This is a genomic window from Sphingobium sp. IP1 (genome assembly GCF_002708645.1).
In the GTDB taxonomy this organism is placed as follows: Bacteria; Pseudomonadota; Alphaproteobacteria; order Sphingomonadales; family Sphingomonadaceae; genus Sphingobium; species Sphingobium yanoikuyae.
Genome location: NZ_NOIW01000002.1, coordinates 62,426 through 87,099, shown reverse-complemented (window position 1 = coordinate 87,099; position 24,674 = coordinate 62,426). Strand labels below are relative to the sequence as shown.

Annotated in this window: 26 protein-coding genes; 19 read left to right on the top strand and 7 right to left on the bottom strand. The window is 63.7% G+C overall.

What is annotated here, in order from left to right; translation table 11 throughout:
- Positions 1 to 42: 42 nt before the first annotated feature.
- Positions 43 to 486 carry a hypothetical protein gene (locus CG471_RS01270; RefSeq protein WP_099230037.1) on the bottom strand — a complete coding sequence of 148 codons (444 nt, stop codon included), beginning with the start codon at positions 484 to 486 and terminating at the stop codon, positions 43 to 45.
- Between the two features lie 106 nt (positions 487 to 592).
- A complete protein-coding gene (phbB, locus tag CG471_RS01265; RefSeq protein ID WP_099230035.1) occupies positions 593 to 1,321 on the bottom strand; it encodes an acetoacetyl-CoA reductase in 729 nt (242 codons plus the stop codon).
- Between the two features lie 162 nt (positions 1,322 to 1,483).
- Between phbB (CG471_RS01265) and CG471_RS01260 the strand changes: the two genes are divergently transcribed.
- Positions 1,484 to 2,182, top strand: coding sequence for a TetR/AcrR family transcriptional regulator (locus CG471_RS01260; RefSeq protein ID WP_099230033.1), 699 nt, complete (start codon positions 1,484 to 1,486; stop codon positions 2,180 to 2,182).
- 60 nt (positions 2,183 to 2,242) lie between these two features.
- On the opposite strand, the gene CG471_RS01255 is transcribed toward CG471_RS01260, so the two are convergent.
- Together CG471_RS01255 and CG471_RS01250 are read right to left on the bottom strand one after the other, a co-directional pair.
- Positions 2,243 to 2,863, bottom strand: coding sequence for a glutathione S-transferase family protein (locus CG471_RS01255; protein ID WP_099230031.1), 621 nt, complete (start codon positions 2,861 to 2,863; stop codon positions 2,243 to 2,245).
- Positions 2,864 to 2,888: 25 nt separating this feature from the next.
- Entirely contained in the window at positions 2,889 to 3,350 is a 462-nt protein-coding gene (locus CG471_RS01250; protein ID WP_257211384.1) for a MarR family winged helix-turn-helix transcriptional regulator, read from the bottom strand.
- A gap of 436 nt (positions 3,351 to 3,786) precedes the next feature.
- Between CG471_RS01250 and CG471_RS01245 the strand changes: the two genes are divergently transcribed.
- The 16 genes from CG471_RS01245 (at position 3,787) to CG471_RS01170 (ending at position 18,984) form a co-directional block, all read left to right on the top strand.
- Positions 3,787 to 4,533, top strand: a complete 747-nt coding sequence (locus tag CG471_RS01245; protein ID WP_099230027.1) for an SDR family NAD(P)-dependent oxidoreductase — start codon at positions 3,787 to 3,789, stop codon at positions 4,531 to 4,533.
- Between the two features lie 34 nt (positions 4,534 to 4,567).
- Entirely contained in the window at positions 4,568 to 5,290 is a 723-nt protein-coding gene (gene phbB / locus CG471_RS01240; RefSeq protein ID WP_099230061.1) for an acetoacetyl-CoA reductase, read from the top strand.
- 22 nt (positions 5,291 to 5,312) lie between these two features.
- Positions 5,313 to 6,494, top strand: coding sequence for an acetyl-CoA C-acetyltransferase (locus CG471_RS01235; RefSeq protein WP_099230025.1), 1,182 nt, complete (start codon positions 5,313 to 5,315; stop codon positions 6,492 to 6,494).
- 61 nt (positions 6,495 to 6,555) lie between these two features.
- Complete coding sequence (gene lptB / locus CG471_RS01230) at positions 6,556 to 7,383, top strand: LPS export ABC transporter ATP-binding protein (protein WP_099230023.1); 828 nt, start codon at positions 6,556 to 6,558, stop codon at positions 7,381 to 7,383.
- 153 nt (positions 7,384 to 7,536) lie between these two features.
- A complete protein-coding gene (locus CG471_RS01225) occupies positions 7,537 to 9,294 on the top strand; it encodes an alpha/beta hydrolase (RefSeq protein WP_099230021.1) in 1,758 nt (585 codons plus the stop codon).
- 3 nt (positions 9,295 to 9,297) lie between these two features.
- Positions 9,298 to 10,722, top strand: a complete 1,425-nt coding sequence (locus tag CG471_RS01220) for a bifunctional enoyl-CoA hydratase/phosphate acetyltransferase (protein ID WP_099230019.1) — start codon at positions 9,298 to 9,300, stop codon at positions 10,720 to 10,722.
- Positions 10,719 to 11,909 carry an acetate/propionate family kinase gene (locus CG471_RS01215; protein ID WP_099230017.1) on the top strand — a complete coding sequence of 397 codons (1,191 nt, stop codon included), beginning with the start codon at positions 10,719 to 10,721 and terminating at the stop codon, positions 11,907 to 11,909. The genes CG471_RS01220 and CG471_RS01215 overlap by 4 nt, the downstream gene beginning before the upstream one ends.
- Positions 11,906 to 12,679 (top strand): enoyl-ACP reductase FabI, encoded by a 774-nt coding sequence (gene fabI, locus CG471_RS01210; protein ID WP_099230015.1) that lies wholly within the window; start codon positions 11,906 to 11,908, stop codon positions 12,677 to 12,679. Before CG471_RS01215 ends, fabI begins: the two co-directional genes overlap by 4 nt.
- Positions 12,676 to 13,899 carry a phospholipase A gene (locus CG471_RS01205; RefSeq protein ID WP_099230013.1) on the top strand — a complete coding sequence of 408 codons (1,224 nt, stop codon included), beginning with the start codon at positions 12,676 to 12,678 and terminating at the stop codon, positions 13,897 to 13,899. Before fabI ends, CG471_RS01205 begins: the two co-directional genes overlap by 4 nt.
- Positions 13,896 to 15,005 carry an ABC transporter permease gene (locus tag CG471_RS01200; protein ID WP_099230011.1) on the top strand — a complete coding sequence of 370 codons (1,110 nt, stop codon included), beginning with the start codon at positions 13,896 to 13,898 and terminating at the stop codon, positions 15,003 to 15,005. Before CG471_RS01205 ends, CG471_RS01200 begins: the two co-directional genes overlap by 4 nt.
- The gene (locus tag CG471_RS01195) at positions 15,002 to 15,784 is read left to right on the top strand and encodes an ABC transporter ATP-binding protein (protein WP_099230009.1); all 783 of its coding nucleotides are present in this window, start codon (positions 15,002 to 15,004) and stop codon (positions 15,782 to 15,784) included. Before CG471_RS01200 ends, CG471_RS01195 begins: the two co-directional genes overlap by 4 nt.
- Positions 15,784 to 16,719, top strand: a complete 936-nt coding sequence (locus tag CG471_RS01190) for an MlaD family protein (protein WP_099230007.1) — start codon at positions 15,784 to 15,786, stop codon at positions 16,717 to 16,719. The genes CG471_RS01195 and CG471_RS01190 overlap by 1 nt, the downstream gene beginning before the upstream one ends.
- A 44-nt stretch (positions 16,720 to 16,763) precedes the next feature.
- Entirely contained in the window at positions 16,764 to 17,381 is a 618-nt protein-coding gene (locus tag CG471_RS01185; RefSeq protein ID WP_180275587.1) for an ABC-type transport auxiliary lipoprotein family protein, read from the top strand.
- On the top strand, positions 17,382 to 17,960 hold the full coding sequence (locus tag CG471_RS01180; RefSeq protein ID WP_099230003.1) for a DUF308 domain-containing protein: 579 nt from the start codon (positions 17,382 to 17,384) through the stop codon (positions 17,958 to 17,960).
- Between the two features lie 97 nt (positions 17,961 to 18,057).
- Positions 18,058 to 18,303: a hypothetical protein gene (locus CG471_RS01175; protein WP_234893170.1), complete on the top strand. Its 246-nt coding sequence runs from the start codon at positions 18,058 to 18,060 to the stop codon at positions 18,301 to 18,303.
- A 99-nt stretch (positions 18,304 to 18,402) separates the two neighbouring features.
- Positions 18,403 to 18,984 (top strand): DUF2059 domain-containing protein, encoded by a 582-nt coding sequence (locus CG471_RS01170; RefSeq protein WP_099230001.1) that lies wholly within the window; start codon positions 18,403 to 18,405, stop codon positions 18,982 to 18,984.
- A gap of 170 nt (positions 18,985 to 19,154) precedes the next feature.
- Here CG471_RS01170 and yegS read toward each other — a convergent pair whose 3' ends face one another.
- From yegS to CG471_RS01155, 3 genes are all read right to left on the bottom strand, one after another.
- Entirely contained in the window at positions 19,155 to 20,036 is an 882-nt protein-coding gene (yegS, locus tag CG471_RS01165; RefSeq protein WP_099229999.1) for a lipid kinase YegS, read from the bottom strand.
- A gap of 509 nt (positions 20,037 to 20,545) precedes the next feature.
- A complete protein-coding gene (locus tag CG471_RS01160; RefSeq protein ID WP_257211381.1) occupies positions 20,546 to 21,412 on the bottom strand; it encodes a universal stress protein in 867 nt (288 codons plus the stop codon).
- A gap of 51 nt (positions 21,413 to 21,463) precedes the next feature.
- Positions 21,464 to 21,850 (bottom strand): response regulator, encoded by a 387-nt coding sequence (locus tag CG471_RS01155; RefSeq protein WP_257211380.1) that lies wholly within the window; start codon positions 21,848 to 21,850, stop codon positions 21,464 to 21,466.
- Between the two features lie 325 nt (positions 21,851 to 22,175).
- Here CG471_RS01155 and CG471_RS01150 point away from each other — a divergent pair, with 325 nt between their 5' ends.
- Together CG471_RS01150 and CG471_RS01145 are read left to right on the top strand one after the other, a co-directional pair.
- Positions 22,176 to 23,486 carry an MgtC/SapB family protein gene (locus CG471_RS01150; protein ID WP_099229995.1) on the top strand — a complete coding sequence of 437 codons (1,311 nt, stop codon included), beginning with the start codon at positions 22,176 to 22,178 and terminating at the stop codon, positions 23,484 to 23,486.
- 336 nt (positions 23,487 to 23,822) lie between these two features.
- Complete coding sequence (locus CG471_RS01145) at positions 23,823 to 24,650, top strand: universal stress protein (protein ID WP_099229993.1); 828 nt, start codon at positions 23,823 to 23,825, stop codon at positions 24,648 to 24,650.
- Positions 24,651 to 24,674: the final 24 nt, after the last annotated feature.

The window sequence follows — 24,674 nt, the reverse complement described above, 5'->3', positions numbered from 1 at the left end:
CGCGCCACGGACGCGGGAGCCGATGGCCCTGAGTGGCGACCCTCAGGCTGTGTCTTTGGGTTTTGCCGTCGTCCGCGGCGTGGAAGCGGGTTCCTCGGCGGCCTTGTCCGGCGCCGCCGGCGTCTTGACTACGGGCTGGAACCAGACAGTCAGTTTCTCCGTGAAAGCCTGCTGGCCTTGGGACGCCTGCGAGAATGCGTCCTTTACCGCACCCTGCCAGTCTTCGAACGCGGACCTGATCCGTGCCGATGCTTCCTCATGGCGCTTCTCGATTTCGCCAAGAAGGCCCGTCAACTCCCCGCTCTTGAACGCAGGGACGCTGGTTCCCGGCTTGAACTCCTTGAACTGATCGAAGATCGTGGACGCCGCCTTGCCGCTGACTTTCACATAGGTCTCACCGCTTTCGCGCGCGACCTGCGCGAGCGTCGCGGCGAATTGTCCATTGGCTTTGCCGAGCGAACTGATCTGATCGAAGGGATAAGTCATGAGGCTATTCCTTTTGTAACGGAACCTGTTGGAGCAGTTTCGGTCGCTTATGCTGCGGTGCGATATACGTGATGCCACTTAGACGGAGCGGCGCCCTCCCGATCGCCTATCCGTTGGCGATATATTGCCCTCCGTTGAGGGTGAGCACGGAGCCGGTGCAAAAGCCTGCCCTGGGCGACGCCAGGTAGGAAACTGCATCGGCGACTTCCTGTGGCGCGCCGAGCCGCCCGACCGGGATACCCGCGATGATCGCGGCGCGGACCTCTTCCCGGACCGCCGCCACCATCTCGGTGTCGACATAGCCGGGGCAGACGGCGTTGACCGTAATGCCGCAGGCGGCGTTTTCCTGGGCGAGCGCCTTCGTAAAACCAATGACGCCGGCCTTGGCCGCCGAATAATTGACTTGTCCGATTTGGCCCTTCTGGCCATTAATCGAGGAGATATTGATGATGCGCCCGAACCCGCGCTCACGCATGCCCTCGATCACGGCGCGCGTCATGGCGAACATCGAGTCGAGATTGGTCGCCAGCACCTCGCGCCATTGGGCCCAGCTCATGCGGTGGAACATGCCGTCCCGCGTGATGCCGGCATTGTTGACGAGCACCGAGATCGGGCCAAGTTTGGCGTCTACCGCCGCCACGCCCTCCCGGCAGGCGCCTTCATCCGCGACGTCCCAGCGGAACACCGATATCCCCGTCTTCTGACTGAACTGCTCGGCCGCCTTTTCATTGCCATGATAGATACTGGCGACCTCCCATCCGTCTGCCTTGAGTCCGACAGCGATGGCGGCGCCGATGCCGCGTGTGCCGCCAGTTACGAGAGCGATTTCTGTCATTCATCCGGTTCCCTTGGTTCAGGCTTGAGCCGCGACAATTCGGCCGCGCTCCCTCTCCGGACAATGCGTATGTATACTTATCAGTTTTGATATTGCGCCTGTTTGCACCAAGATCAAGCGCGATCTTTGAGCTGCGCGTGAAATCGGTCTATTGACGTCGATGTGACCGCCCCGAAATCCAGTTCCCGCAAGTCCTCCCCCCTCCCCGCCCGCGACCCGCGCGGGGGCAGGCCCACGCAGGGCGTTGCCGCCCGCCTTGGCGATCATATTCTCGAAATCGCGCTGGCGCGGTTCATCGCCCATGGTCCCGAAGGGTCGAGCATGGATGACATTGCTGCGGCGGCGAACGTATCGAAGCGCACGCTGTATGCACGCTATGGTTCGAAGAAGGGATTGCTGGTCGCGGTGATGCGGCACGGGATCGACGACCGGCTGAAACCCATCGCGGCGACCATGCGCACCGGATGCCTGCGCGAGCGCTTGCTTCGGACCGCGCAAAAGATGCTGGATATTTCGCTCCAGCCCGAGACCATAGGGTTTGAAAAACTGGCCTATTGGGTTCGCGATCAGAATGTCGACGACATCGACCTCCAGACCCTCCTTTGTATCAATCCGGGAATTCCGCTAATCCAGACACTGCTTGAAGAAGCGGCGGGCCCGGAAAGAGCGGCCGCATTGGATATGCGTTTTCTCGCCGTATTCATTTTCGATGCCCTGGTGACATCCCGGCGGCAACGCATCCTCGTTCGCAAGGATTTGCCGAACACACCCCACGCGAAAACCGCCTATCTCGAGCAGGCGACCGATTTTATCTTCAAGGCTATCCTGACCCTTTCGCAGCAACCCGAGTGCGAACCATGATGCCGCAGTGACGATATGCTGCGCAACGCCGCCACTTGTTCCAGGGGTCGGCGACACATTTCAATCGAGCTTGATCTGAAGGTCCGGATCGGCTTTCTCCATAGCGCGCCTGAAGGCCGGCCTGGCAGCGATGCGGTGCAGATAAGCACGGATCGCCGGATAAGGCGAAAGACCGACAGGCACGAACTCCCGCATGGTCGTAAGCGGGAACACCATCATGATGTCGGCGATGGTGAATCGATCCCCCGCAAGCCATGAACGCCCATCCGCCAGATGCGCTTCGAGCGCCTCCAGCCCGCGATCGGCGCGCTGGCGCATGACGGAAGCCATGTCCCCTTCCGCCATCAACATCATCATGCTCGGCATCAGCGACCCGTTGCCGAAATGATACCAGTATAGATAGACAGGAAAACAAGGGTCATCCGACGCCACGGACAGCCGCCCGTCACCGTGTCGCGCAACGATATAGTCGATGATCGCCCCGGATTCGGCGAGGCAAAGGCCATCATCGGTGATCACCGGAGCCGTGCCGGACGGATGGAGCGCCTTATATTCCGCGGGCGCCAGACGCGTGACCGGATCGCGCTCATAGCGCACCATCTCGTAAGGGATGCCCAGTTCTTCGCAAAGCCAGACGATCCGGTCCGACTGCGATATGCCAAGGTGATGAACGGTCAGCATCTTTGTCTCCGTGATTCTTATGTGATCAACGTCGTTCGGAAAGCGTCGCCTGCAAGACGGCGACCAGTTCTCGGACCAGATCGCGCAGCTCGGTGACATCCGCGTCCGCAATCGCGAGCTGCGCTGAAAGCGCTGCCGGCAGCACCCGCGCCGGTTCGCGTAAATCGCGCCCTTTGGGCGTCAACGCGATCAGGACGCGCCGCTCGTCGGTCACATCGCGCGTGCGGCTGACCAACCCCGCAAGCTCCATCCGTTTGAGGAGAGGCGTCAGCGTCCCACTGTCGAGATGGAGCAGGCCACCAAGCGATCCGACCGACTGGGGCGTCTCCCGCCAGAGAACGAGCAAGACCAGATATTGCGGGTAGGTGAGGCCGAGCTCGGCGAGCAGGGGCCGGTAAAGCCGGCCAAGCAGGTTCGATGCGGCATAGAGTGGAAAGCAGACCTGACGGTCCAGATCGAGCAGATCTTCGCTGACCGGCAATTCCATATGACGCTCTCCGACCATACCGCCATGACAGCCAGACGCAGCTACATCAGGCGCTTTGGCGCGCCAGATTCTGCCTCGATCACCTTACTGCCGGGAATTATTTATGACACAATATGATTGTGTCAAATGATTCTCCAGATCAGACCGCGGACGCACTGGGTTGTCCGCCTTCTCCCAGGCACGGATCGATCGGCAGGAGCGAGTCCACAAGCGGTTTGACGAGGGGAATACGAAACTTATAAGTATAGTTACTGATGGCGCGCCGCCGGGTTCACCGCGAAAGAAGCGCCACGCCGTTTCGACAATGAGAAAGCGGGGAATCAGGAGAGGTTGCGCGAAATGCGCGCGGTGAGACTCCCGGCCAGGAGTGTGTCCGTGCCCTCTGTGCGGGTCCCTTTTTTTTCTGGCCGGTGGCTCGCAAAAGCCGGAGACATGTATGCCCGATTTTGAGGACAAGGTCGCAATCGTCACAGGCGCGGCGATGGGATTGGGCGAGGCGATCGCCCGCGAACTTGCAGCATCCGGCGCGCGCCTCGTGCTTGCCGATATCGACGCGGACAAGGCCCACGCCCTTGCGGGCGAGATCGGTCCGGACCGGGCGAAGGCGCTGCGGGTCAACGTCGCCCAGCCGGCCGAAGTCGAAGCGCTGGTGGCCTTTACCCTCAAGAGCTTCGGACGGCTCGACGCCGCGGTGAACAATGCCGGCGTGGGCTCCGTCACCAAACCGACCGGGGAATATGATCTGGATGAATGGCGCCGGGTCATCGGCGTCGATCTCGACGGCGTTTTCTACGGCATGCGCTACCAGATCCCCGCGATGCTGGCGGGCGGCGGCGGTACGATCGTCAATATGAGTTCGATCTACGGATCGGTCGGCGCGCCCGGATCAGTCAGCTATGCGGCAGCCAAACATGCCGTGATCGGCATGACCCGCACCGCCGCGCTCGAATATGCCCAGCAGAATATTCGTATCAATGCGGTGGGGCCTGCCTTCATCCACACGCCGATGGTCGATGCCACGACCGACGGCCACCCGCCCTACGAGATGATCGCGCACCATCCGGTAGGACGCCTGGGGCAACCCGAAGAGGTTGCCGGGCTCGTCGCCTTCCTGCTGTCGGATCGCGCCTCGTTCATGACCGGCAGCTACTATCCCGTCGATGGCGGCTATCTCGCGCAATGACCCGCCTCACTTTCCAGCTTCAAGGACAATGATCATGGCCAGAATCGCGCTCGTCACCGGCGGCGTCAGCGGCATCGGCGCCGCGACCGCCAGGCTCCTCAAGGAGAAAGGCTATCTCGTCGCCGTCAACTATTATGGCAATGACGAGGAAGCCGATCAGTTCGTGAAAGACACATCCATCCCCGCCTATAGCTGGAATGTGGCGGACTTCACGGCAAGCCAGGAGGGCGTAGCAAAAGTCGTCGCGGATATCGGTCCGATCGACATTCTCGTCAATAATGCCGGCATCACCCGAGACGGCACGCTCCACAAGATGACCGAGGAGCAGTGGCGCAGCGTCATCGACGTGGACCTTGGCGGATGCTTCAACATGTGCCGCGCCGTGATCGAGAGCATGCGCGAGCGGCGTTTCGGCCGCATCGTCAATATCAGTTCGGTGAACGGCCTCTCGGGCCAGTTCGGCCAGACCAACTATGCCGCGGCCAAGGCCGGCGTGATCGGCTTCACCAAGGCGCTCGCGCTCGAGGGCGCGTCGCGCAACATCACCGCCAATGCGATCGCGCCGGGCTATACCGATACGGTCATGGTCGCCGCCGTGCCCGAAGAGGCGCTCAAGGCCGTGCTGGCCGGCGTGCCGGTCGGACGCCTCGGCACCCCGCAAGAGATCGCGCGCGCCGTCCTCTTCCTGGTCGAGGATGAGGCGGGCTTCGTGACCGGTGAGACCCTTTCGGTCAACGGCGGCAAATATCTGGCCTGAAGGCCCAAGGAAAGGAATTCCCATGAGCAGCAATGTCGTTCTGTGCGCGCCTGTCCGGACCCCGATCGGCGCCTATGGCGGGACCCTCAAGGACATGGCCGCGCCGGCCCTTGGCAGCATCGCGATCGCCGAGACCGTAAAACGCGCCGGCGTCGGCATCGATACCATCGATGCCGTCGTTCTGGGCCAGGTGGTCCAGGCCGGCGCGAAGATGAACCCGGCGCGCCAGGCCGCCATCGGCGCCAAGCTTCCTGACAGCGTGCCGGCCCTCACGGTCAACCGTGTCTGTGGATCGGGCGCGCAGGCGATCGCCTCGGCCGCCCAGGAGATCATGCTCGGCTTCAGCCATGCTGTCGTTGCAGGCGGCATGGAGAATATGGATCAGGCGCCCTACCTCATCGAGAAAGGCCGCTGGGGCTACCGCATGGGGGACGGCAAGCTCGTCGACGCCATGCTCCATGACGGTCTCAATGACGCCTTCTGCAACCAGCATTCCGGCTGGGTCACCGAGGATCTGGTCAGCCAGTTCCAGATCACGCGCGATGCGCAGGATGCCTGGGCGGTCCGCTCGCAGCAGAATTTCAGCGCGGCCCAGGCCGCCGGCCGTTTCGAAGAGGAGATCGTCGCGGTCGAAATCCCTTCGCGCAAGGGCCCCATCATTTTCGGCAAGGATGAGCAGAACCGGCCGGATACGAGCCTTGAAAGCCTGGCGCGCCTGAAGCCCGCCTTTCGGCCCGAGGGCACGATTACGGCGGGCAACGCGCCCGGCCTCAACAGTGGTGCTGCGGCGATGATCGTCGCCAGCGAGGACTGGGCCGACCGCAACGGCGTCACGCCCCTGGGCCGTCTCGTCGCCTTCGGTGTCGGCGCGGTGGCGCCCGGCCTCTTCGGCCTGGGCCCGGTTCCCGCCGTCCGGCAGGCGCTGGACCGCGCGGGCTGGTCGGTCTCCGATCTCGAGCGCGTCGAGATCAACGAGGCGTTCGCCGCGATCGCCATCGCCGTCACGCACGAGCTCGGGCTCGCCGAGGACATCGTCAATGTCGAAGGCGGCGCCATCGCCCATGGCCATCCGATCGGCGCGACCGGTGCCGTGCTGACCACCCGCCTGCTGCATGCCCTGAAGCGCGAGGGATTGAAGCGCGGCCTCGTCACCCTGTGCATCGGCGGCGGCCAGGGCGTCGCGCTTGCGCTGGAAGTCATCTGATGCCGGGCGGCGGTCTGACGAGGCTCCCCGCGGTGACGCCACCCCCGTCGGAGATCTGAGGATGTTCGACGAGGCTCCGTCGCTCGACAGTGGGTCGGGATCAGGCCAGACGCCTGATCCCGATGCCGCACGTCCGGGCGGCGGCGCCGGGCCCGGGCCTGCGGTCACCTTTGCGCTCTCGGTAAGGCGGCTCGAGAAATCATTCGGATCGCGCAAGGTCCTCGACGGCGTCTCGCTCGATGTCGCGCCGGGCGAGGTGGTGGGCCTGCTCGGGCCCAACGGCGCCGGCAAGACCGTCTGCTTCTACGGCATCATGGGCATCAACCGCCTCGACGGAGGACAGATCCTGCTCGGCGGCGAGGATGTGACAGCCCTGCCCATGGATGGGCGTGGCAAGCGCGGCCTTGGTTATCTTCCGCAGGAAGCCTCGATCTTTCGGGGTATGAGTGTCGAGGAGAATATCCGCGCTGTGCTCGAACTGCGCCTGCGCGACAAGGACGCCATCGACCGCAGGCTGGACGAACTGCTCGGCGATTTCGGCATCACAAGGCTGCGTGCCTTGCCCGCCCCCGCGCTTTCGGGCGGCGAGCGCCGGCGCTGCGAGATTGCCCGCGCCATGGCGGCCGACCCGAAGGTCATCCTGCTCGACGAACCCTTCGCCGGGATCGATCCCATGTCGATCGCCGACATCAAGGCGATGGTGCGCCAGCTCAAGGAGCGCGGTGTGGGCATTCTCATCACCGATCACAATGTCCACGAAATGCTCGAACTGGTGGATCGGGCCTATGTCATCCATGCCGGCAGGCTGCTCTTCGCCGGGGCGCCGCAAGCTGTCCTTCACGATCCTGACGTGCGGCGGCTCTATCTGGGTGAGGATTTCGAGGAGTGACGCCGGCCATCGACAGGACATGCCGCCCGGTGAGCCTCTGCACTTCCACCGAAGGCCGAGAGGGGGCCGTAAGGTCGGGCCCAGCGGTCATTCGACAATCACCAGGCTATCACAAGCGTAGCCCGAACCTGTTCCGAACGAGAAGGACCCATCATGAGCGCTGACACCCCGACATCGCCGCCCGACCCGCTCGACGGGATTGCGCAGACGCTGGACAACGCCGCGGGCGGCGCGATCGCACAGGTGACCCTCGGCCTCTCGCCCGCGACCCTGTACGAGGCCTTCTCGAACTGGGCCCTCCACCTCGCGCTGTCGCCGGGCAAGCAGTTGCAGCTGGCCGCGAAGATGGGCCGCAAACATATGCGCCTCTTCGACTATGCAGCGCGAAGCGCAGCCGACAGCGATGCGGCGCTCGCCATCGAGCCGCTGCCGCAGGACCGCCGTTTTTCCGATCCCGCCTGGCGAAATCCGCCTTTCAACATCCTCTCGCAGGCTTTCCTGCTCCATCAGCAATGGTGGCATGCCGCGACGACGGGCGTGGGCGGCGTCAACGGCCATTATGAGGATATGGTCCGGTTCACCGCGCGGCAGATGCTCGACATGGTCGCGCCGACCAATTTTCTGGCGACCAATCCCCTGCTTCAGCAGCGGATCATCGAAACCGGCGGCAAGTGCCTCGTCGATGGCTTTCAGCACCTCATGGAGGACATCGAGCATCTGGTGCGCGGCCTGCCTCCCGTCGGCGTCGAGGATTTCCGGGTCGGCGACACCGTAGCGACGGCCAGGGGCAAGGTCGTCTACCGCAACCGGCTCATCGAGCTGATCCAATATGAACCGACGACCGATCAGGTGCGCCCGGAACCGATCCTGATCGTCCCGGCCTGGATCATGAAATATTATATTCTCGACCTCTCGCCCGAAAACTCGATGGTCAACTGGCTGACCAGCCAGGGCTATACCGTGTTCATGATCTCCTGGCACAATCCGGGGACGCAGGACCGCGATCTCGACATGGAGAATTACCGGCTGATGGGGCCGATGGCGGCGCTCGACGCGGTGACGGCCATCACCGGCGCCAAGTCTGTCCATGCTGTCGGTTACTGCATCGGCGGCACCCTGCTCTCGATCGCGCTCGCCGCGATGGCGCGCGACGGCGACGAGCGCATCGCCAGCGCCACGCTGCTGGCAACCCAGACCGAGTTCAGCGAGCCGGGCGAGCTTGGCCTCTTCATCGACGAGGGACAGCTCAACCTGCTCGAGAAGATGATGTGGAGCCGCGGCTATCTCGATGGCAGTCAGATGGGCGGCGCATTCCAGATATTGAGGTCGAACGACCTCGTCTGGTCGCGCGTGCTCGGCACCTATCTCATGGGTGAGCGCGAATCGCTGAACGACCTCATGGCGTGGAACGCCGACGGCACACGCATGCCCTACGCCATGCACAGCCAGTATCTGCGGCGCCTCTATCTCGACGACGATCTTGCCGAAGGCAAGTACAGGGCCGACGGCAAGACTGTCGCCCTCTCCGCGATCCGCAAGCCCCTGTTCGTGGTCGGCACCGAGCGCGACCATGTCGCGCCCTGGCACTCGGTTCACAAGATCCACCTATTGACCGATGCGGAGATCACGTTCGTGCTGACCAGCGGCGGCCACAATGCCGGCATCGTCTCCGAGCCCGGCCATAAAGGCCGCCGCTTCAAGGTGTTGACTAGGCAGGCGGAAGGTCTCTCCTTTGATCCGGAAGAGTGGGAAGATCGCGCCGAACCAAAGAAGGGTAGCTGGTGGATCGAATGGGGTGAATGGCTGGCCCGCCATTCGGGAGCCCCGGTTGCGCCCCCGCCGCTGGGCGCCCCCGACAAGGGCTATGCCCCGATCGCGGATGCGCCCGGTCACTATGTTCTGGAGCGCTGAACGATGAGCGACCAGAACATGATCGAGAATCGAACCTTCGACGAAATCGAGGTCGGCGAGACGGCGAGCATCGTGCGCACCCTGGGTGAGCGCGACATCCAGCTCTTCGCGCTCGTGTCGGGCGACGTCAATCCGGCCCATCTCGACGCCGACTATGCGGCGACGGACCTGTTCCGGCGGGTCATCGCGCATGGCATGTGGGGCGGCGGGCTGATCTCCGCCGTGCTGGGCACCGAACTGCCGGGACCGGGCGCGATCTATCTCAGCCAGTCGCTGCGTTTCACGCGTCCGGTGGGTTTGGGCGACACTATCACGGCCTCGGTGACGGTCGCGGAGAAGCGGCCGGAGCATCGCATCGTGCTGTTCGACTGCCGCTGCACCAATCAGGACGGGGACGTCGTGATCTCAGGCCAGGCCGAGGTGAAGGCGCCGACCGAGAAGGTGCGTCGCCCTCGCGCGGCTCTCCCCGAGGTACAGCTTCGCGATCATGACGGCTATCGGCGCCTGATCGAGCTGACATCGAGCGGCACGCCCGAGAGCACCGCTGTTGCCCATCCCTGCAGCCCGGCTGCCATTTCGGCGGTGGTCGAGGCGGCCGACGCAAAGCTGATCACGCCCATCCTTGTCGGGCCTGAAGCCAGGATCCGAAAGGCGGCGCAGGAAGCAGGCAAGGATATCGCGGGCTTCCGCCTGATCGATGCCGATCACAGCCATGACGCGGCGGCAAAAGCCGTCGCGCTGATCCGTTCGGGCGAAGCAAGGCTGCTCATGAAAGGCTCGCTGCATACCGACGAACTGATGGGCGCGGTGGTTCCGTCCGCAACGGGCCTCAGGACCGAGCGCAGGATAAGCCACGCCTATGTGATGGACGTGCCCGACCATCCGACGCCGCTCATCATCACCGACGCCGCGATCAACATCGCGCCGACCCTCGTCGAAAAGGCCGACATCATCCGCAACGCGATCGACCTTGCCCATGTGATCGGCATCGAAGAACCCAAAGTCGCGATTCTGGCAGCGGTCGAGACCGTCAATCCCGACATGCCCTCCACGCTCGAGGCGGCCGCCCTGTGCAAGATGGCCGATCGCGGTCAGATCACCGGCGGCCTGCTCGACGGGCCCCTCGCCTTCGACAACGCGATCAGCGCGGCAGCGGCGAGCGAGAAGGGGATCGTCTCCCCGGTCGCCGGCAAAGCCGAAATTCTTGTCGTCCCCAATCTCGAAGCGGGCAACATGCTCGCCAAGCAGCTCACCTTCCTTGGCGGCGCGGACGCGGCGGGCATCGTACTGGGCGCGCGCGTGCCGATCATCCTGACGAGCCGCGCCGACAGCCTGCGCACGCGCCTCGCCTCCTGCGCCGTGGCGGTGCTGATGGCGCGGGCGGCGACCAAGGCAGCGCCAGGTCTTCCTGAAAGCGCGCGGGCATGAAGGCGGTTGTCAGCCTCAATTCGGGGTCCTCCAGCATCAAATTCTCGCTGTTCGTCCTCGATACGCAAGGAGCGTTGCAGTTCTCGGCGGGCGGCAAGATCGAGAGGATCGGCATCGCGCCGAGCCTGAAGGCCAGGTCGGTCGATGGCACGGTCCTGCTCGAACGCGGCTGGTCGGACGGCGCATCGCTCAGCCACGCCGATCTGCTGGCCGACCTTTTCGCCTGGGCCGCCGAGCATCCGCTGGAGGACCGGGAAATCATCGCGATCGGGCATCGGGTCGTGCATGGCGGCACCGAATTCGCCGCGCCCAGGCTGATCGAACCGGATCTGCTCGACGCGCTGGAGGCCCTCTGCCCGCTTGCGCCGCTCCATCAACCTCATAACCTCGCCGCGATCCGCGCCATCGCGGCGCTCTCCCCCGGTCTGCCGCAGGTGGCCTGCTTCGACACCGCCTTCCACCACGACAAACCCGCCCTCGCCACGCGCCTCGCGATCCCGCGCGCGCTGCACGATCAGGGCGTGCGCCGTTATGGCTTTCACGGCCTGTCCTATGAATATATTGCCGGGCGGTTGGCCGAGATCGACCCCGCGCTTGCATCGGGGCGGGTCATCGCCGCGCATCTGGGCAATGGCGCCAGCCTGTGCGCCATGGACGCCGGGCGAAGCATCGACACCACCATGGGGTTTACGGCGCTCGACGGGCTGATGATGGGCACGCGCTGCGGCAGCCTCGATCCAGGCGCCGTGCTGCATCTGCAGAGCCGGATGGGCATGAGCACCGCCCAGGTCGAGGAGCTGCTCTACAAGAGATCCGGGCTGCTCGGCGTATCGGGCCTGTCGAGTGACATGCGGACGCTCGCCGAAGCCGGCACAGCAGAAGCGGAAGAGGCGATGGCGCTGTTCGCCTGGAGGGCCGGCAGGGAGGCCGGCGCACTTGCGTCCTCGCTCGGCGGGCTGGACGGGATCGTCTTCACCGCCGGGATCGGCGAGAATGATGCCGCCATGCGCAGCCGCATTTGCCGCCGGCTCGAATGGCTGGGGGTGGAGATCGACGAGATCGCCAATGCCGGCAACGGGCCATTGATCAGCCTGCCTGACAGCAAGGTCAAAGCCTATGTCATTGCGACCGACGAGGAGCGCATGATCGCGCTGCATACCCTCAAGATCGTGGAGAAAGCAGAATGAAGCCGCTCGTGGATCTGGAAGGCAAGCGCGGCCTGGTGGTCGGCATCGCGAACGAACAGAGCATTGCCGCGGGTTGTGCCGCGGCCTTCGCGCAATGCGGCGCGCGGCTTGCGGCGACCTATCTCAACGAGAAGGCGAAAGGCTGGGTCGAGCCTGTCGCACAGCGCCTCGGCGCGGAATGGCTCGCGCCGTGCGACGTCCGCGAGCCGGGGCAGCTCGAGGCACTGTTCGACGAGGTGAAGCGCAAATGGGGCGGCCTTGATTTCCTGCTCCATTCCATCGCCTTTGCGCCGAAGGAAGATCTGCACGGCAGGGTCGTCGATTCTTCGGCCGAGGGCTTTGCCGTGGCGATGGATGTCTCCTGCCACAGCTTCCTGCGCATGGCGAAGTTCGCAGAACCGCTGATGGTCGACGGCGGCTGCCTTCTCTGCGTCACCTTTTACGGTTCCGAGCGCGTGGTCGAACATTATAATCTGATGGGGCCGGTCAAGGCCGCACTCGAAAGTGCCACACGCTATGTCGCGGCCGAACTCGGTCCCAGAGGCATACGCGCCCATGCCATATCCCCAGGGCCGATCGCGACGCGCGCGGCCAGCGGCATCGAACGTTTCGACGCGTTGCTCGAGCGCGCAGCCTCGGAGGTTCCCGGCGGCCGGCCAGTCGATGTGGAAGATGTCGGCGCACTCGCGGCCTTCCTCGTCAGCGATGCAGCGAAGCGGATCACGGGTACGATCATTCCGGTCGACGGCGGGCAGCATCTGATCGCATGACGCTCTCCGCCCCCCAATGGACGATGGCAGCCGCAATCTTGGCTGTTGCCGCGCCGGCGCATGCCGCCCCATCAATCGACGTCCTCATTCGCGACGCAGGCGAAAGGGATGACGATGGCGCCGTCTGGGTCGATCTGCGACTGTTGAACGATGGTGACGAACCGCAGGCATTCGCCCTGCCCGACCGCATCGAAGCCGTCGTCGAACGGGAAGGTCGAACGGATCGCGTGTGGCTCGATCGCGCGACCGATCTCCCGGACAGCCTGACCGTTCCCGCTGGCGGTTTTATGCGGGCGCGCTATCGGACCGCCGCCGCATTCGACGAAACCCTCGACGCCGCGGATATCTCGATCCCTGCATGGACGCCGCGGAAGATCGCCATTGCCTTGCGGCCGCTGTCCGCCCTTCCGGTATCGGCGGCGGCAGATCCGACGCCGCGCGAGGACCGGGTCGACGCGCCGAGGGCAGCGCCGCCGCCATCCGACCGCTCCGCCGGCAACGCGTTCGTCGCCAACCTGTCGGCCTATGAGCCCATCTATGCCGTCTACGGACCCGACACCAATAGCGAAGCCCGCATCCAGTTCAGCTTCAAATATCAGTTGTTCGGAAGCAGGCGCGCCGAAGGGTTGCCACGTTCCTGGCGCGACGGGCTGCATTTCGGCTACACGCAGCGCATGTTCTGGGATCTGGGCGCGCATTCCTCGCCTTTCCGGAACATCGACTTTCAGCCCGAGCTTTTCTACCTGACGCCCTCGGCGACGCTGGCGAACGGCATATCGCTCAGCGCCCAGGGCGGCATCCGGCACGAATCGAATGGCAGGGATGGCGATGCCTCACGGAGCATCAACAGTATCTATGTGGCGCCGATGGCAGCAATTCCGCTAGGCGGCGATTATCGGCTGTCGATCGCGCCGCGCTTGTCCCTGTTCGTCGGCGACAAGTCGGACAATCCCGACATTCGTCGTTATCGCGGCAACACAGGTCTGTTTATGGAGGTCGGGGAGGATAAAGGACTGCGCCTCTCCACCTCCACCCGGTTCGACTTTCGCAGCGGCAAGGGCGCGGTCAGCGCCGACATCTCCTATCCGCTGCGGCGGATCCTTGGTGGTGGCCCCGACTTCTATCTCTTCGGCCAGAGCTTCGTCGGCTATGGCGAGAATCTGCTCGACTATAATCGCCGCATGAGCCGCCTGCGCATCGGGGTGGCCCTCGTGCGATGAGCGCGGCAGACTTTCGCATCGAAGACGCGGGCGAGGGTCCCGCACTCCACGCTATCGGCGACTGGACCGCGCTGGCCATGGGCGACCTGGCCGAGCGGCTCCAGGCGGCGCTGGGGGAAACGCGCTCCGAACGGATCGACGTCACCCGGCTCGGTCATATCGACACCGCCGGGACGCTCGTCCTGCTCCGCAGCATGAACGCGGGTCATGATTTCTCTGCGTCAGGACGTGACGATTTGAAGCGTCTGACCGAAATGGTCGGGTCTGCGCTGGAAGACGAACCCCCTGCGCCCACCGGCAAAAAGGGCCTGTTCGCATTCTTCGAGCGTTTCGGGCGGCAGATCGTTTCGCTCGGCGCAGACGCCTATGCGATGCAGGTCTTTTCCGGCCAACTGATTGTCGCGGCGGCAAGGACGCTCTTTCATCCCCGCCGTCTGCGCCTGACCCCGACCGTCGCCATGATGCAGGACGCGGGCGTCAATGCGCTGCCGATCGTGTTCATCATGACCTTCTTCATCGGCGCCATCATTGCGCTGGTCGGCACCAATCTGCTCACCAGCCTTGGCGTCGAGGTCTTCACGGTGCAACTGGTCGGCGTTGCGATCCTGCGCGAATTTGGCGTGGTCATCGCCGCCATCCTGCTTGCCGGACGCTCCGCCTCCGCCTTTGCCGCACAGCTGGGCTCCATGCGCATGAACCAGGAAACCGATGCGATGCAGGTCATGAGCATCGACCGGTTCGACGCGCTCGTCGTTCCGCGGGTGCTTGCCGCGATCCTGATGATGCCGCTTCTGACCTTTTTCGCCGATATCGGCGGAATCCTCGGTGGCCTGCTGGTCAGCTGGGTGACGATCGACATCGCGCCTCTGTTCTTCCTCCAGCGCACGCTCGAGACGGTCAGCATCAACCATTTCTGGACCGGCATGAGCAAGGCGCCGTTCCTGGGGATCGTCATCGCCGCCGCAGGGTGCCGCCACGGCCTGATGGTCGGAGGCGATGTCCAGAGCCTTGGCCGACAGGTCACGTCCGCCGTCGTCCAGTCGATCTTCATGATCATCATGTTCGACGCGATCTTCGCGGTCATCTTCATGGTTCTCGATCTGTGAGCGGCCCCGGCACCGACGCCCCGCCAATCCGCGTCAGGGGTCTGCGCACGGCGTTCGGACCCAAGGTCATCCACGAGGATCTCGATCTCGAGGTCCGCAGCGGCGAGATACTGGGCGTGGTCGGCGGCTCGGGCTCGGGCAAATCCGTGTTGCTCAACACCATCCTCGGGCTCAAGCAGCCCGATGGCGGCACGGTAGAAATTCTCGGACGGAACATCGAGGACGAAGATGCCCAGGCCTGGGTTGGCCGCCACGTCGGCGTCATGTTCCAGCAGGGCGCGCTGTTCTCGTTCCTGACCGTCCAGGAAAATGTGGAGGCGCCGCTCCTCGAGCATAGCGGCCTGTCCCTGCCCATCGCCGCGGACATCGCCCGTCTCAAGATCAGGCTGGCGGGACTGCCGCCCGGCGCCGGGGCGCTCAGACCGTCCGAGCTTTCCGGCGGGATGCGCAAGCGCGCCGGCGTCGCGCGTGCCCTCGCGCTCGACCCGGCGATCCTGTTCCTCGATGAGCCGACGGCAGGGCTCGATCCGATCGGCGCCAACGAGTTCGACGAACTCATTCGCACGCTGCGCGATGCGCTGGGCCTCACCGTATTCATCATCACGCACGATCTCGACACGCTCTATGCGATTTGCGACCGCGTCGCCGTCCTTGCCGATCGGAAAGTGGTTGCAGTTGCGCCGGTCGCTGATCTCGAACGATCCGATCACCCCTGGATCCGCCGCTATTTTCTGGGGCCGCGCGGCCGCGCGGCGCATGACGCCAAGAAAGATCGTTGATGGAACGGCATGCAAGCTATGCCCTTGTGGGCATCATCTCGACCGCGCTGCTGGTAGCCGCGATCGTTTTTGTCGTCTGGCTCGGTGGCAGCCGCTTCGGCGGATCCGACGATCCCTACCGGATTATCTTCCACGGTCCGGTGCGCGGGCTGAGCGTCGGCGCGGAGGTGCAGTTCAACGGCATCAAGGTCGGCCAGATCGAACGTATCCGCCTGGATGAAGAGGATCCGAACAGGGTGGTGACCGACATCATTCTGACGCGCGGCACGCCGGTCAGGACCGATTCCCTCGCATCGACCGAGACACAGGGCATATCGGGTGTCTCGATCGTCCAGATCAGCGCGGGAACGCCAACAAAGCCCCTGCTGCGCAAGGCAAGCCAGAAGCGGCGCCCGGTCATTCAGAGCAAGCCGAACGCGCTATCGTCCCTTCTCCAGGGCGGAGGGCAGGTCGTCCAGAATGCAGGGGAAGCGCTGCAGCGGGTGAACAGACTTCTCTCCGACCGGAACATCGATGCGATCGGTGCGATGGTCCATGATCTCAAGCTCACCACGCACGAACTTTCCGCCAACCGAGGCATGTTCGGCCATGCAGCGTCTACCTTGGCCAAGCTCGATCGTGCTGCCGACGACATCGAACGCACAGCCGCTTCCGCGCGGGGGATTGTCGATGGTGATGGCCGCAATGCGGTGGCCGAGGTTTCCGGTGCGGCCAGAGAGCTTAAGGCCGCCATTGCCGAGGCAAGGCTCACCATCGCCGATATCGGCCGCCAGACCGACACCATCGGCACGCGAACGCTGCCGACCGTCAACGCCACCATGCAAAGCCTGCAGGAAACGGCCGAATCGCTCGACGCGCTGGTCCGGCAGATCCGCCAGAACCCGCGACAGGCGATCGGCAAGGATAGCGGCAAAGAACTGGAGTTGCCCCAATGAAAAAGAACCGACATGGGCGCGGATATTGCGCTTTGGCGCTACTCATGCCCCTGGCCGCATGCGGCGCCATGCTGGGCAGCGGCAAGCCTGACAACCTGTTTCGTTTCGGTGTGCCCGAGCGGGAGGACGCGCAGGCCGGGACTGCCAACGCCGCCCCTGTCACCCTCTCGCTGGCACGCATCAGATTTGCCCCCGAGATCGAGGGTGACCGGATCCTGACCGCGCGCGGCGACAGCGTTCTGTACATCAAGGATGCCCGCTGGGCCGCCCCTGCCCCGGATCTCTTCAGCCAAGCCCTGGCACGCCAGTTCGCGACGCAGTCCCCCCATGTTCGTCTCCGCACGCTGCGAGAAGGATCGGCCGACGCGCTTGTCCTGCGCCTCGACGTCGATCGTTTCGAAGCGCGATATGGACGTGACGTCCAGACAGACACACCGCCCGTCATTCTGGTGTCGGCAATCGCGGAACTGCTCGATCCGATGACCCGGCAGATCCTCGAAAGACGTCGGATTTCTGCCGAGGAAGCGGCCACGCTCAACACAAAAGCAGCAATTGTGGCAGCCTTCGACAAAGCCGTCGGCCGGGTCTCGATGGAGATCGTCGGCTGGTCGGTCGGCACCGCTCAGACGCGACCGCCCGTTGCAGCCGGCAGGAGCCAGTGAATGTCGGGTGACACGCGTCTGGCAGCGCTTACACCGGATGACCCGGCGCACCGCGGTGCGATCAACGACTGGACCCGATCGTTCGCCTCGGGGCTGCTACTCGTCATCGTCGGCGCATTCGCCCTGGCCCAACCGGGCGTGGCGGAATTCCTCGGCAGTAGCTTCACTGGCATGATTCTGATCGCCGGCGGTGCCGGGGCGGCTGCCACGGCCTTTCCCGCCACGGGATCGCAAAGCAATTGGCTGGACGTCATCTTCGGCTCACTCTGTGCGCTTCTTGGGTCGCTCGTGCTTGTCGAGCCATTCCGGGAGTCCGTCCCACTCGTCTGGATGGTCGCAATCTTGCTGCTCTTCTTTGGCATGCTGGAGATTATCACCGCCACCCGTTCGGTACATCAACGCGGATGGGTCGCGATCATGGGCCTCTTCAACACCATAGCTGGCCTTGGCCTGCTTTTGGCGGGCCCCTCCAGCGCATTGATGGCAATTGGCTTCAGCTTCTTCGCCCGGGGTTTGTTTCTCGTGCTGCTTGCGCTCCATCTGCGAAGCGCGGGACATCGCCCCGTCCTCCAACGATAACCCATTGTGACGACCAGACACTTCGCAGGGTCACGGGAGAGGCAGTATCATTACTTATACGATTCCAGGTTCGGTCCGCGTTATCGCCCTGGCTTCAATGCTCGAACGCAAGCAAGGGAGATTGATCGTGGCCTGGCTGGCAAGACTGCTTCTGGCCATTCCGGCCATCGTGGCGGGTTGGTTCGTTTCACGCGAAGATCCCAGATTCTGGGTCATCGCGATGGTAGTGGCGCTGGTTTTTCTCGCGCTCTCCTGCATTGTCGGGCTCTACGCGCCGCACCTGACGATCTTCGGCGGATCGCGCAAGCAGCGCCGGAAGAAGCGCGCTCGTCGCCCATTTTGAGCCGATATATGCCCTCCACTATCAACCTGTTTCTCGCCGCGGCGAGCCTCTGGCCGAGCCTTTGAGCGGCACGCCATCCCACGCCGAAGGAGGGAATTGATGAACCAACGAACAGCCGCATCCACGCCGAGCCGCCTTGCACGAGCCACCAGCATCCTTGCCGCAACGGCATTGCTCCAGCTCTGTCCAGCACCGGCAGCCGCAGCGCAAGCCGCTTCCGAACGATCCGACCTGACGCAACGCCAGACCCTGTGCGCGCGCTCGGTCGCCCTGTCGGGCCTCGAGCAGGAAATGGATCAGAATATTCAAAGCGCGCTCGAAGCATCCTTCAAGGATCTGACCGCCACCTTTCCAGATGATCCCAAGGCGGTCGAAGCCTACAGGGACTCCTTCGCCGAGGCGATGAGAGCAGCGAAGGCGCCCGTCCTGGCGCGGATGAAGGAGAGTTGCGCGGCGGCCTTCACCGTCGACGAATTGAACGGCATCAACGCCTTCTACGAAAGCAGCGCCGGTCGTGCATGGCTCGAGAAGGGCCGCATCCTCATGCGCCCTGCCCTTGCCCAGGCGATTGCCGATGTCGTGCCGGGCGTCTTCGCCGACACGCAGAAGCGTTTCTGCGCGCGTATGGGAGGATGTGAGACGGCGCCGGCGGCGCCCGCCCCGGCCGCTCATATATCCTGAGCGCGCGGAACACGGCGCATCAGGCCTTGGGCCTTGCCGGAGCACATTCGACGATGTCATTCTAAACCGCCATCCTCGACGCCGATACGGCAGGCCCAGTGGTTTGCCACCAACGGTGCCGGCCGGCGAATATGATCCCGGTCGGCAGTGCGATCGGATCGGACGCCGCTCTATCTGCGGCCGGTCAGCAGCAAATCATGGCCAAGATGCACTGGCAGCGCCCTCGACCGGCATTCGGCCCGAAAGCCTCGCACCTGATCGGGTTCGCCATCGATGCTGACATTGACGTCTTCATCAGCTTCGAACTCGATCCAGGAGCTTCGCGCGCGAACCGTCATGGCCTCGCGACCGGCGGTGAGATCGATCTTTGGCACGATAAGCAGGTCGAGCAGGCCATCATCGATCAGCGCGTCCGGGCAAAGCGGAATGCCGCCGCCGGCCTGGCGGCCATTCCCAATGGCCAGTGCCAGAAACATCCCCTCCCAAGCAAAGCCCTCAGCCCGAAAACGACCCCGGCATGGCTGGAACTCGCGGGCGCGGCTGACGCCGGTCAGGAGATAGGCCAGGCTCCCTAGCGCCTTTTTCAATGCCGGGTCTGTCTCAGCCGTTACGCGGGCACCGAACCCTCCCGTGATGATGTTGACGAAAGGGCGCCCGTTCAACAGTCCAAGGTCGATGCGACTGGCGGGCTCATCGATGATCATACGAAGACACGCGGTCAGATCGTCGACCCGAAGTCCGACGGACCGGGCGAAATCATTGGCCGTGCCAAGCGGCAATATGCCGAAGGAACAGTTCCCGAAATGCCGGTACTGGTGCGCGGTGACAAAAACCTCATCGACAGTCCCGTCACCGCCGCCCGCGACGATGCAATCGATCTCGCCCCGCGCCGCCTCCGCCACAGCCTCCCGCGTGAAACGCGCGGCATCTCCGGCCTCCCAGGTTACGCGCACACTTATCTGATGGCCATCTTCCCGAACGGACCGAACAGTCGCGCGCACTCGCTCGTCCTGCGCAGCTTTTCCATGAAGTATCAGCCGTAAACGTTTCAACCGGTTCGTTTCCCATTGCGGCAATCGTTGTCGGCCAAAGCTAGGCTGGAATGCCACCGCCCAACAGAGCCATCCGCGACAAAAAGCACCGCGCAAGGAAATCTGTTGCCCCGAGCGGCTAAGCAAGGAAACTGTTTTCGGTGCGACACGTGCGAATATGATCGGGTTAGCAAGGCATCGCCGCTCGAGGCGTCTCGCTTTTGCGTGATAATCAACGCCATGACACGAGGGTAAATGCTACGAACATGGTCTGTGTAGTTTCACGCGGACGCCTGGCCAGAGGTGAGCCGGAAGGCCGATTGGGCGATTTGAATCTCCGGATGAGATCACATGGCACGACTTCCTTAACACAACCGAGGAAGCCGCTTTCATCACCGGCTCCGCGCTTTCTGTTCATGCCGGCACAGGCGTCGCCCGACCGTCGCAAAAATCATGGTACAGGAATGAGGCCGCCCGTTCGATCCACGGAACTGTCAGCATCTCCATGTTTCTTGCCACGAGCGGGCGCTTTAGTGACCGAAGAGGATTGGCACATAGGTTCCTTCGAGAAGGTCATGCGTGACACCACCGAGGAAAAGTTCTCGCAGGCGGGAATGCGCCGCAGCACCGAGGACCAGTAGATCGGCCCGCTGGCTACGGGCCACTTCGGTCAATATCTCGGCCTGCGAGCGGCCTTCGGACGCCAGCGCATGCACAGTCACCGCATAGCCATGGCGGCTGAGGTTGCGCGCGATATCGGCGCCAGGATCGGACCCATGCCCCTTCGTCGAAGCATCGGCATCCACGGTCACGACCTCGATCCTTGCCCCCGGAACGGCAACCAGGCGCGCCTCGGCCAGGGCCCGCGTCGCCTCCGCCGTCGCGTTCCATCCGAGAACGAGATGTTCGAAGACCTTCGGCTGCCAGCCATCCGGCAACACGATCACCGGCCGACCGGAGGACAGGGCTACATTTTCCAGCAAGCGTCGGCGCAGACGCTGGCTCGTATAGGCTGCCGCCGGACCGAACAGGATGAGGTCCGCATAGCGCGCCTGAACCGGCGCCTTGTCGAGCAACACGGCCGGATCATCGCTCAGGATCCGCACTTCCACGCCGTCACGCGCGACCAGTTTGGCCACCCTCTCCTGCTTTTCCTCTGACGCCTTGAGGAAATCGGTCAGGGCGATGTAAGGCGGGGCATATGCCAAAGCGTAATCGGGCGTTGGAATGGCCGACATGATCGCGATGCTAAGGTGCGCGTCATGGAAGCGGGCGAAGGCGAGCGCATCCTTCAAAAACTGCTCGTCAGCCTCGCCAGTGTCCACGAACGCCAATATGTCCTTCAGCATCTGTTTCGCCTTTCCTGCTTCCGAAAGGCGATCCTTCCCGAAATTCACGGCGCTATCATTTGGTGATAATACTTAAGCCGGGTGCGTGCGGCCTTGCTTTCACACGCGCCCCGTCGCGCGATCGACCGAAGCGATAAGGCGCCTCTCGGGCAAGGGCTTCTCCAGGACTTCCACAAAGATCTCGTCGCCCTGTGCCGCGGCGACATAGGCGGCGCGGTGCGCGGTGACCAAAATGGCCGGGCTCGTCCAGCCATTGGCCCGCAAGCGACGTACCAACGTGACCCCATCCATGCCGACCATGCGAAACTCCGTGATCAGGCAGAGCGCTTCGTGGATTGCGGGATCCACCAGTGCCTGAACCGGACTGGAATGCGCACGAACATCATAGCCGCAACCCTGCAGGGTCAGCTGGCACGATCGGCGGACCATGACGTCGTCGTCGACCAGGACGATCCTGGGACGGGCTGGTGGCGCCGGAGCGGTCATTTCTTGCATCCTCGCACGTGCCGAATTGTCCTTCATCGTTTCCAATATGTGTCCGTATGATGACGCGCGTCCCTACGTAACGTTCCTATGTCGGCAGCGCGCCCAAGCCTTTCTCCCGAGACGGTCATCCCCGCTGCAGCCCGGAGGGATGACCGCGTAGCATTGCTTATTCGGGTCGGCGCCGCCCTCCCCTATTGTCACCTTCGAAAAACGACCGGAGCATCGAGAATGACAGGTTCGCAGGTGTTATCGAACTGGGACGCTCAAACCCTATGAACCGCAGGCAGCGCGCGCCGACTCAATGGCTGCAGCTATTGCGCCCTGGATGGCTGATTACGTGACGGCTCAGCCCATCAACGCCATGTTGCAACTCGAGTATCTCGGCCTCGCGCTCGCGCTCGGGCTGCTGATCGGTGTCGAGCGCGGATGGGCCCATCGCGAAGCGGAGGCAGGCTCCCGCATTGCAGGGATTCGCACTTTTGGGCTGATCGCTCTCGCGGGCGGCCTGGCAGGGCTGATCGGCTCCACAGTTCATATCGCTCTCGCAAGCATATTGGTCGCCGCAGTGGCGGCGTTGGTAGTGATCGGATATCGGCAGTCCCTCGCAAATGCGCCGGATGTCAGCGCAACGATGGCCATCGTCATGCTGCTCACCCTCTGCATAGGGTTGCTCACGACGATCGGCCAACCGGTCGTAGCCAGCGTCACAGCTGCGGTTGTGACGCTGGTCTTGTCGCTGCGGCATCAGTTGCATGGATGGCTCGGCCGCCTCAGCGAGATCGAAGTCCAGGCCATAGCGCGTTTTGCCCTGATCGCGCTCGCCATCCTGCCCCTTCTCCCCGACCGCGCGATGGGTCCCTATGATGCGTGGAGCCCGCACCAGCTCTGGACGATGGTCGTTCTTGTCTCCGGTCTCTCCTTCATGGGCTATGTTGCGTCGAAGAGGCTGGGACCATCACGAGGCACGATCGCTACGGCCGCCGCCGGGGCCATGGTGTCATCGACGGCGGTCACGGCTTCGCTTGCGACCCGTCTTCGCGCAAACGATGAAGCGCCCGGCATATTGATTGCGGGGATCGCGGCCTCCTCTGCGGTGATGTTCGTGCGCGTTCTGCTGATGGTCGCAGCCATCGCGCCTATTGCGCTGAGGTCACTCACCTTGATCATCGGACCCGCGGCACTGATCAGCCTGATTGCCGCCTGGTGGTCGTTGCGTAAGGTGGCCGGGCAGCAGCAGACCCATGAGGAGCAGATCGCGCTTCGAAACCCGTTCGATCTTGGACCAGCGCTGATCCTCGTGGCTCTGGTCATGATCCTCTCCGTCTTCGCTCGCTGGGTCCTTACGCACTTCGGCGATGTCGGCCTGGCGACAGTGCTCGCCATTTCCGGGATGGTGGACGTCGATTCCGCCATCATCACCATGGGTGGTCTGCCGCCAGGCAGTCTTGCGCCACTCACGGCAGGCTTGATCCTGGCGGCACCGGTTCTCCTCAATACGGCCTTGAAGGCAGGTATCGCCATCGGGATCGCAGGGTGGCGTCGCGGCTTTCCCGCGGCACGCCCGCTCCTGCTCAGCATGGCGGCAGCGTTGCTCATGCTTCCGCTTTTGCTGATCGATGTGCCACTGCCCTTCTGAAAGACATCACGGCTATGGCTAGCCGGCAGGGCAAAGCTGGTCTCCTGACAAGGGCTCTGAGGGACAGCCCTTGTCAGGAGTGATGGTCATTGCTCGCCATGGAGTAAGGGCCGTAGGGCGCGCCATAATGGGTTGCGTTGGGCGCGTCACCCTCCGCCCCGCCAGATGGAGGCCTGTGTGAGGCGTGTCGAGGCGTGTCGAGGCGTGCGAGAAGACACAGAACTGCGAAGCCATTGCCAGCAGCGTTGGAAGCTCCACAGAAAACTACGGGGATTCCCCAAGTGTGTCGCGTCTGCCTGTCTTTTAGGGTCCCTCGCACAGGCAAGGAGGTGATCGATGCTCAAGGATCTCGTCGCAATCGTGGACAATGGCGACAAGAGCGCAGCATTCGTGCAGCACGCGATCGGCTTCGCCAAGGCACAGGACGCCCATTTCGCGATCACCTTGCTGACCGACATTTTCTGGGACCCCGCGATCCTGCCACCCTATGAAGCCTATGCGGGCGTCTTCGAAGAAATTGAGGCCGAGCAGTCGCGCAGGATCGCCACGGTCAAGGCACTGGTCGAGCATGCCCCCATCGCGGTCGAAGTGCGCGCGGTAACCGACGCGCCAGCCTATCTGAACGGCGCGGCGAGCGTCGAAGGTCGCTATGCCGACATGCTGCTGGTTGGAGGGCCATCTGCCTTCGAAAACCCAAAATTGCGACGCCGCAGCGTCGAGGCCGCACTGATGTCGTCCACGGGCCCGATCCTCATCCTCCCCGATGACAGCCAGCTCGAACGGGTTCGCCATGCGGTTCTGGGCTGGGATGCGTCGCCGGAAGCCCGCCGCGCCGCAAGGGATCTGCTGCCGGTACTCGACCCCGGCGCACATATCGATATCGTCGCGGTCGACGCCCAACCCAGCGAGACAGGGCATGGCGCCTCACCCGGCACCGATATCGCACGTCATCTCGCGCGCCATGGCTTCGACGTGGAGGTGCATCAACAAAGCTCCGTCGGCCGGACCGTGTCGGACGCGCTCGAGGAATTTACGAGTTCGTCCGGCGCTGACCTACTCGCGATCGGCGCATTCGCACATTCGCGCGTACGGGATATCTTCCTGGGCGGCGTGACGAGGCAACTGCTGCAGGACGTGCGCATCCCGCTGCTTCTCTCGAGATAGGTCGGCGCTTGCTGGCGTCTGCCA

Bases quoted from the DNA above. Each gene is read 5' to 3' on its own strand.
- lptB (WP_099230023.1), top strand. From the start codon at position 6,556: ATGTTCGACGAGGCTCCGTCGCTCGACAGTGGGTCGGGATCAGGCCAG.
- CG471_RS01170 (WP_099230001.1), top strand. From the start codon at position 18,403: ATGAACCAACGAACAGCCGCATCCACGCCGAGCCGCCTTGCACGAGCC.
- phbB (WP_099230035.1), bottom strand. From the start codon at position 1,321: ATGACAGAAATCGCTCTCGTAACTGGCGGCACACGCGGCATCGGCGCC.
- CG471_RS01175 (WP_234893170.1), top strand. From the start codon at position 18,058: ATGCTCGAACGCAAGCAAGGGAGATTGATCGTGGCCTGGCTGGCAAGA.
- phbB (WP_099230061.1), top strand. From the start codon at position 4,568: ATGGCCAGAATCGCGCTCGTCACCGGCGGCGTCAGCGGCATCGGCGCC.
- CG471_RS01250 (WP_257211384.1), bottom strand. From the start codon at position 3,350: ATGGAATTGCCGGTCAGCGAAGATCTGCTCGATCTGGACCGTCAGGTC.
- CG471_RS01220 (WP_099230019.1), top strand. From the start codon at position 9,298: ATGAGCGACCAGAACATGATCGAGAATCGAACCTTCGACGAAATCGAG.
- CG471_RS01190 (WP_099230007.1), top strand. From the start codon at position 15,784: ATGGAACGGCATGCAAGCTATGCCCTTGTGGGCATCATCTCGACCGCG.
- fabI (WP_099230015.1), top strand. From the start codon at position 11,906: ATGAAGCCGCTCGTGGATCTGGAAGGCAAGCGCGGCCTGGTGGTCGGC.
- CG471_RS01225 (WP_099230021.1), top strand. From the start codon at position 7,537: ATGAGCGCTGACACCCCGACATCGCCGCCCGACCCGCTCGACGGGATT.
- CG471_RS01245 (WP_099230027.1), top strand. From the start codon at position 3,787: ATGCCCGATTTTGAGGACAAGGTCGCAATCGTCACAGGCGCGGCGATG.
- CG471_RS01180 (WP_099230003.1), top strand. From the start codon at position 17,382: ATGTCGGGTGACACGCGTCTGGCAGCGCTTACACCGGATGACCCGGCG.
- CG471_RS01185 (WP_180275587.1), top strand. From the start codon at position 16,764: ATGCCCCTGGCCGCATGCGGCGCCATGCTGGGCAGCGGCAAGCCTGAC.
- CG471_RS01270 (WP_099230037.1), bottom strand. From the start codon at position 486: ATGACTTATCCCTTCGATCAGATCAGTTCGCTCGGCAAAGCCAATGGA.
- CG471_RS01255 (WP_099230031.1), bottom strand. From the start codon at position 2,863: ATGCTGACCGTTCATCACCTTGGCATATCGCAGTCGGACCGGATCGTC.
- CG471_RS01150 (WP_099229995.1), top strand. From the start codon at position 22,176: ATGGCTGATTACGTGACGGCTCAGCCCATCAACGCCATGTTGCAACTC.
- CG471_RS01205 (WP_099230013.1), top strand. From the start codon at position 12,676: ATGACGCTCTCCGCCCCCCAATGGACGATGGCAGCCGCAATCTTGGCT.
- CG471_RS01155 (WP_257211380.1), bottom strand. From the start codon at position 21,850: ATGACCGCTCCGGCGCCACCAGCCCGTCCCAGGATCGTCCTGGTCGAC.
- CG471_RS01145 (WP_099229993.1), top strand. From the start codon at position 23,823: ATGCTCAAGGATCTCGTCGCAATCGTGGACAATGGCGACAAGAGCGCA.
- CG471_RS01235 (WP_099230025.1), top strand. From the start codon at position 5,313: ATGAGCAGCAATGTCGTTCTGTGCGCGCCTGTCCGGACCCCGATCGGC.
- CG471_RS01215 (WP_099230017.1), top strand. From the start codon at position 10,719: ATGAAGGCGGTTGTCAGCCTCAATTCGGGGTCCTCCAGCATCAAATTC.
- CG471_RS01200 (WP_099230011.1), top strand. From the start codon at position 13,896: ATGAGCGCGGCAGACTTTCGCATCGAAGACGCGGGCGAGGGTCCCGCA.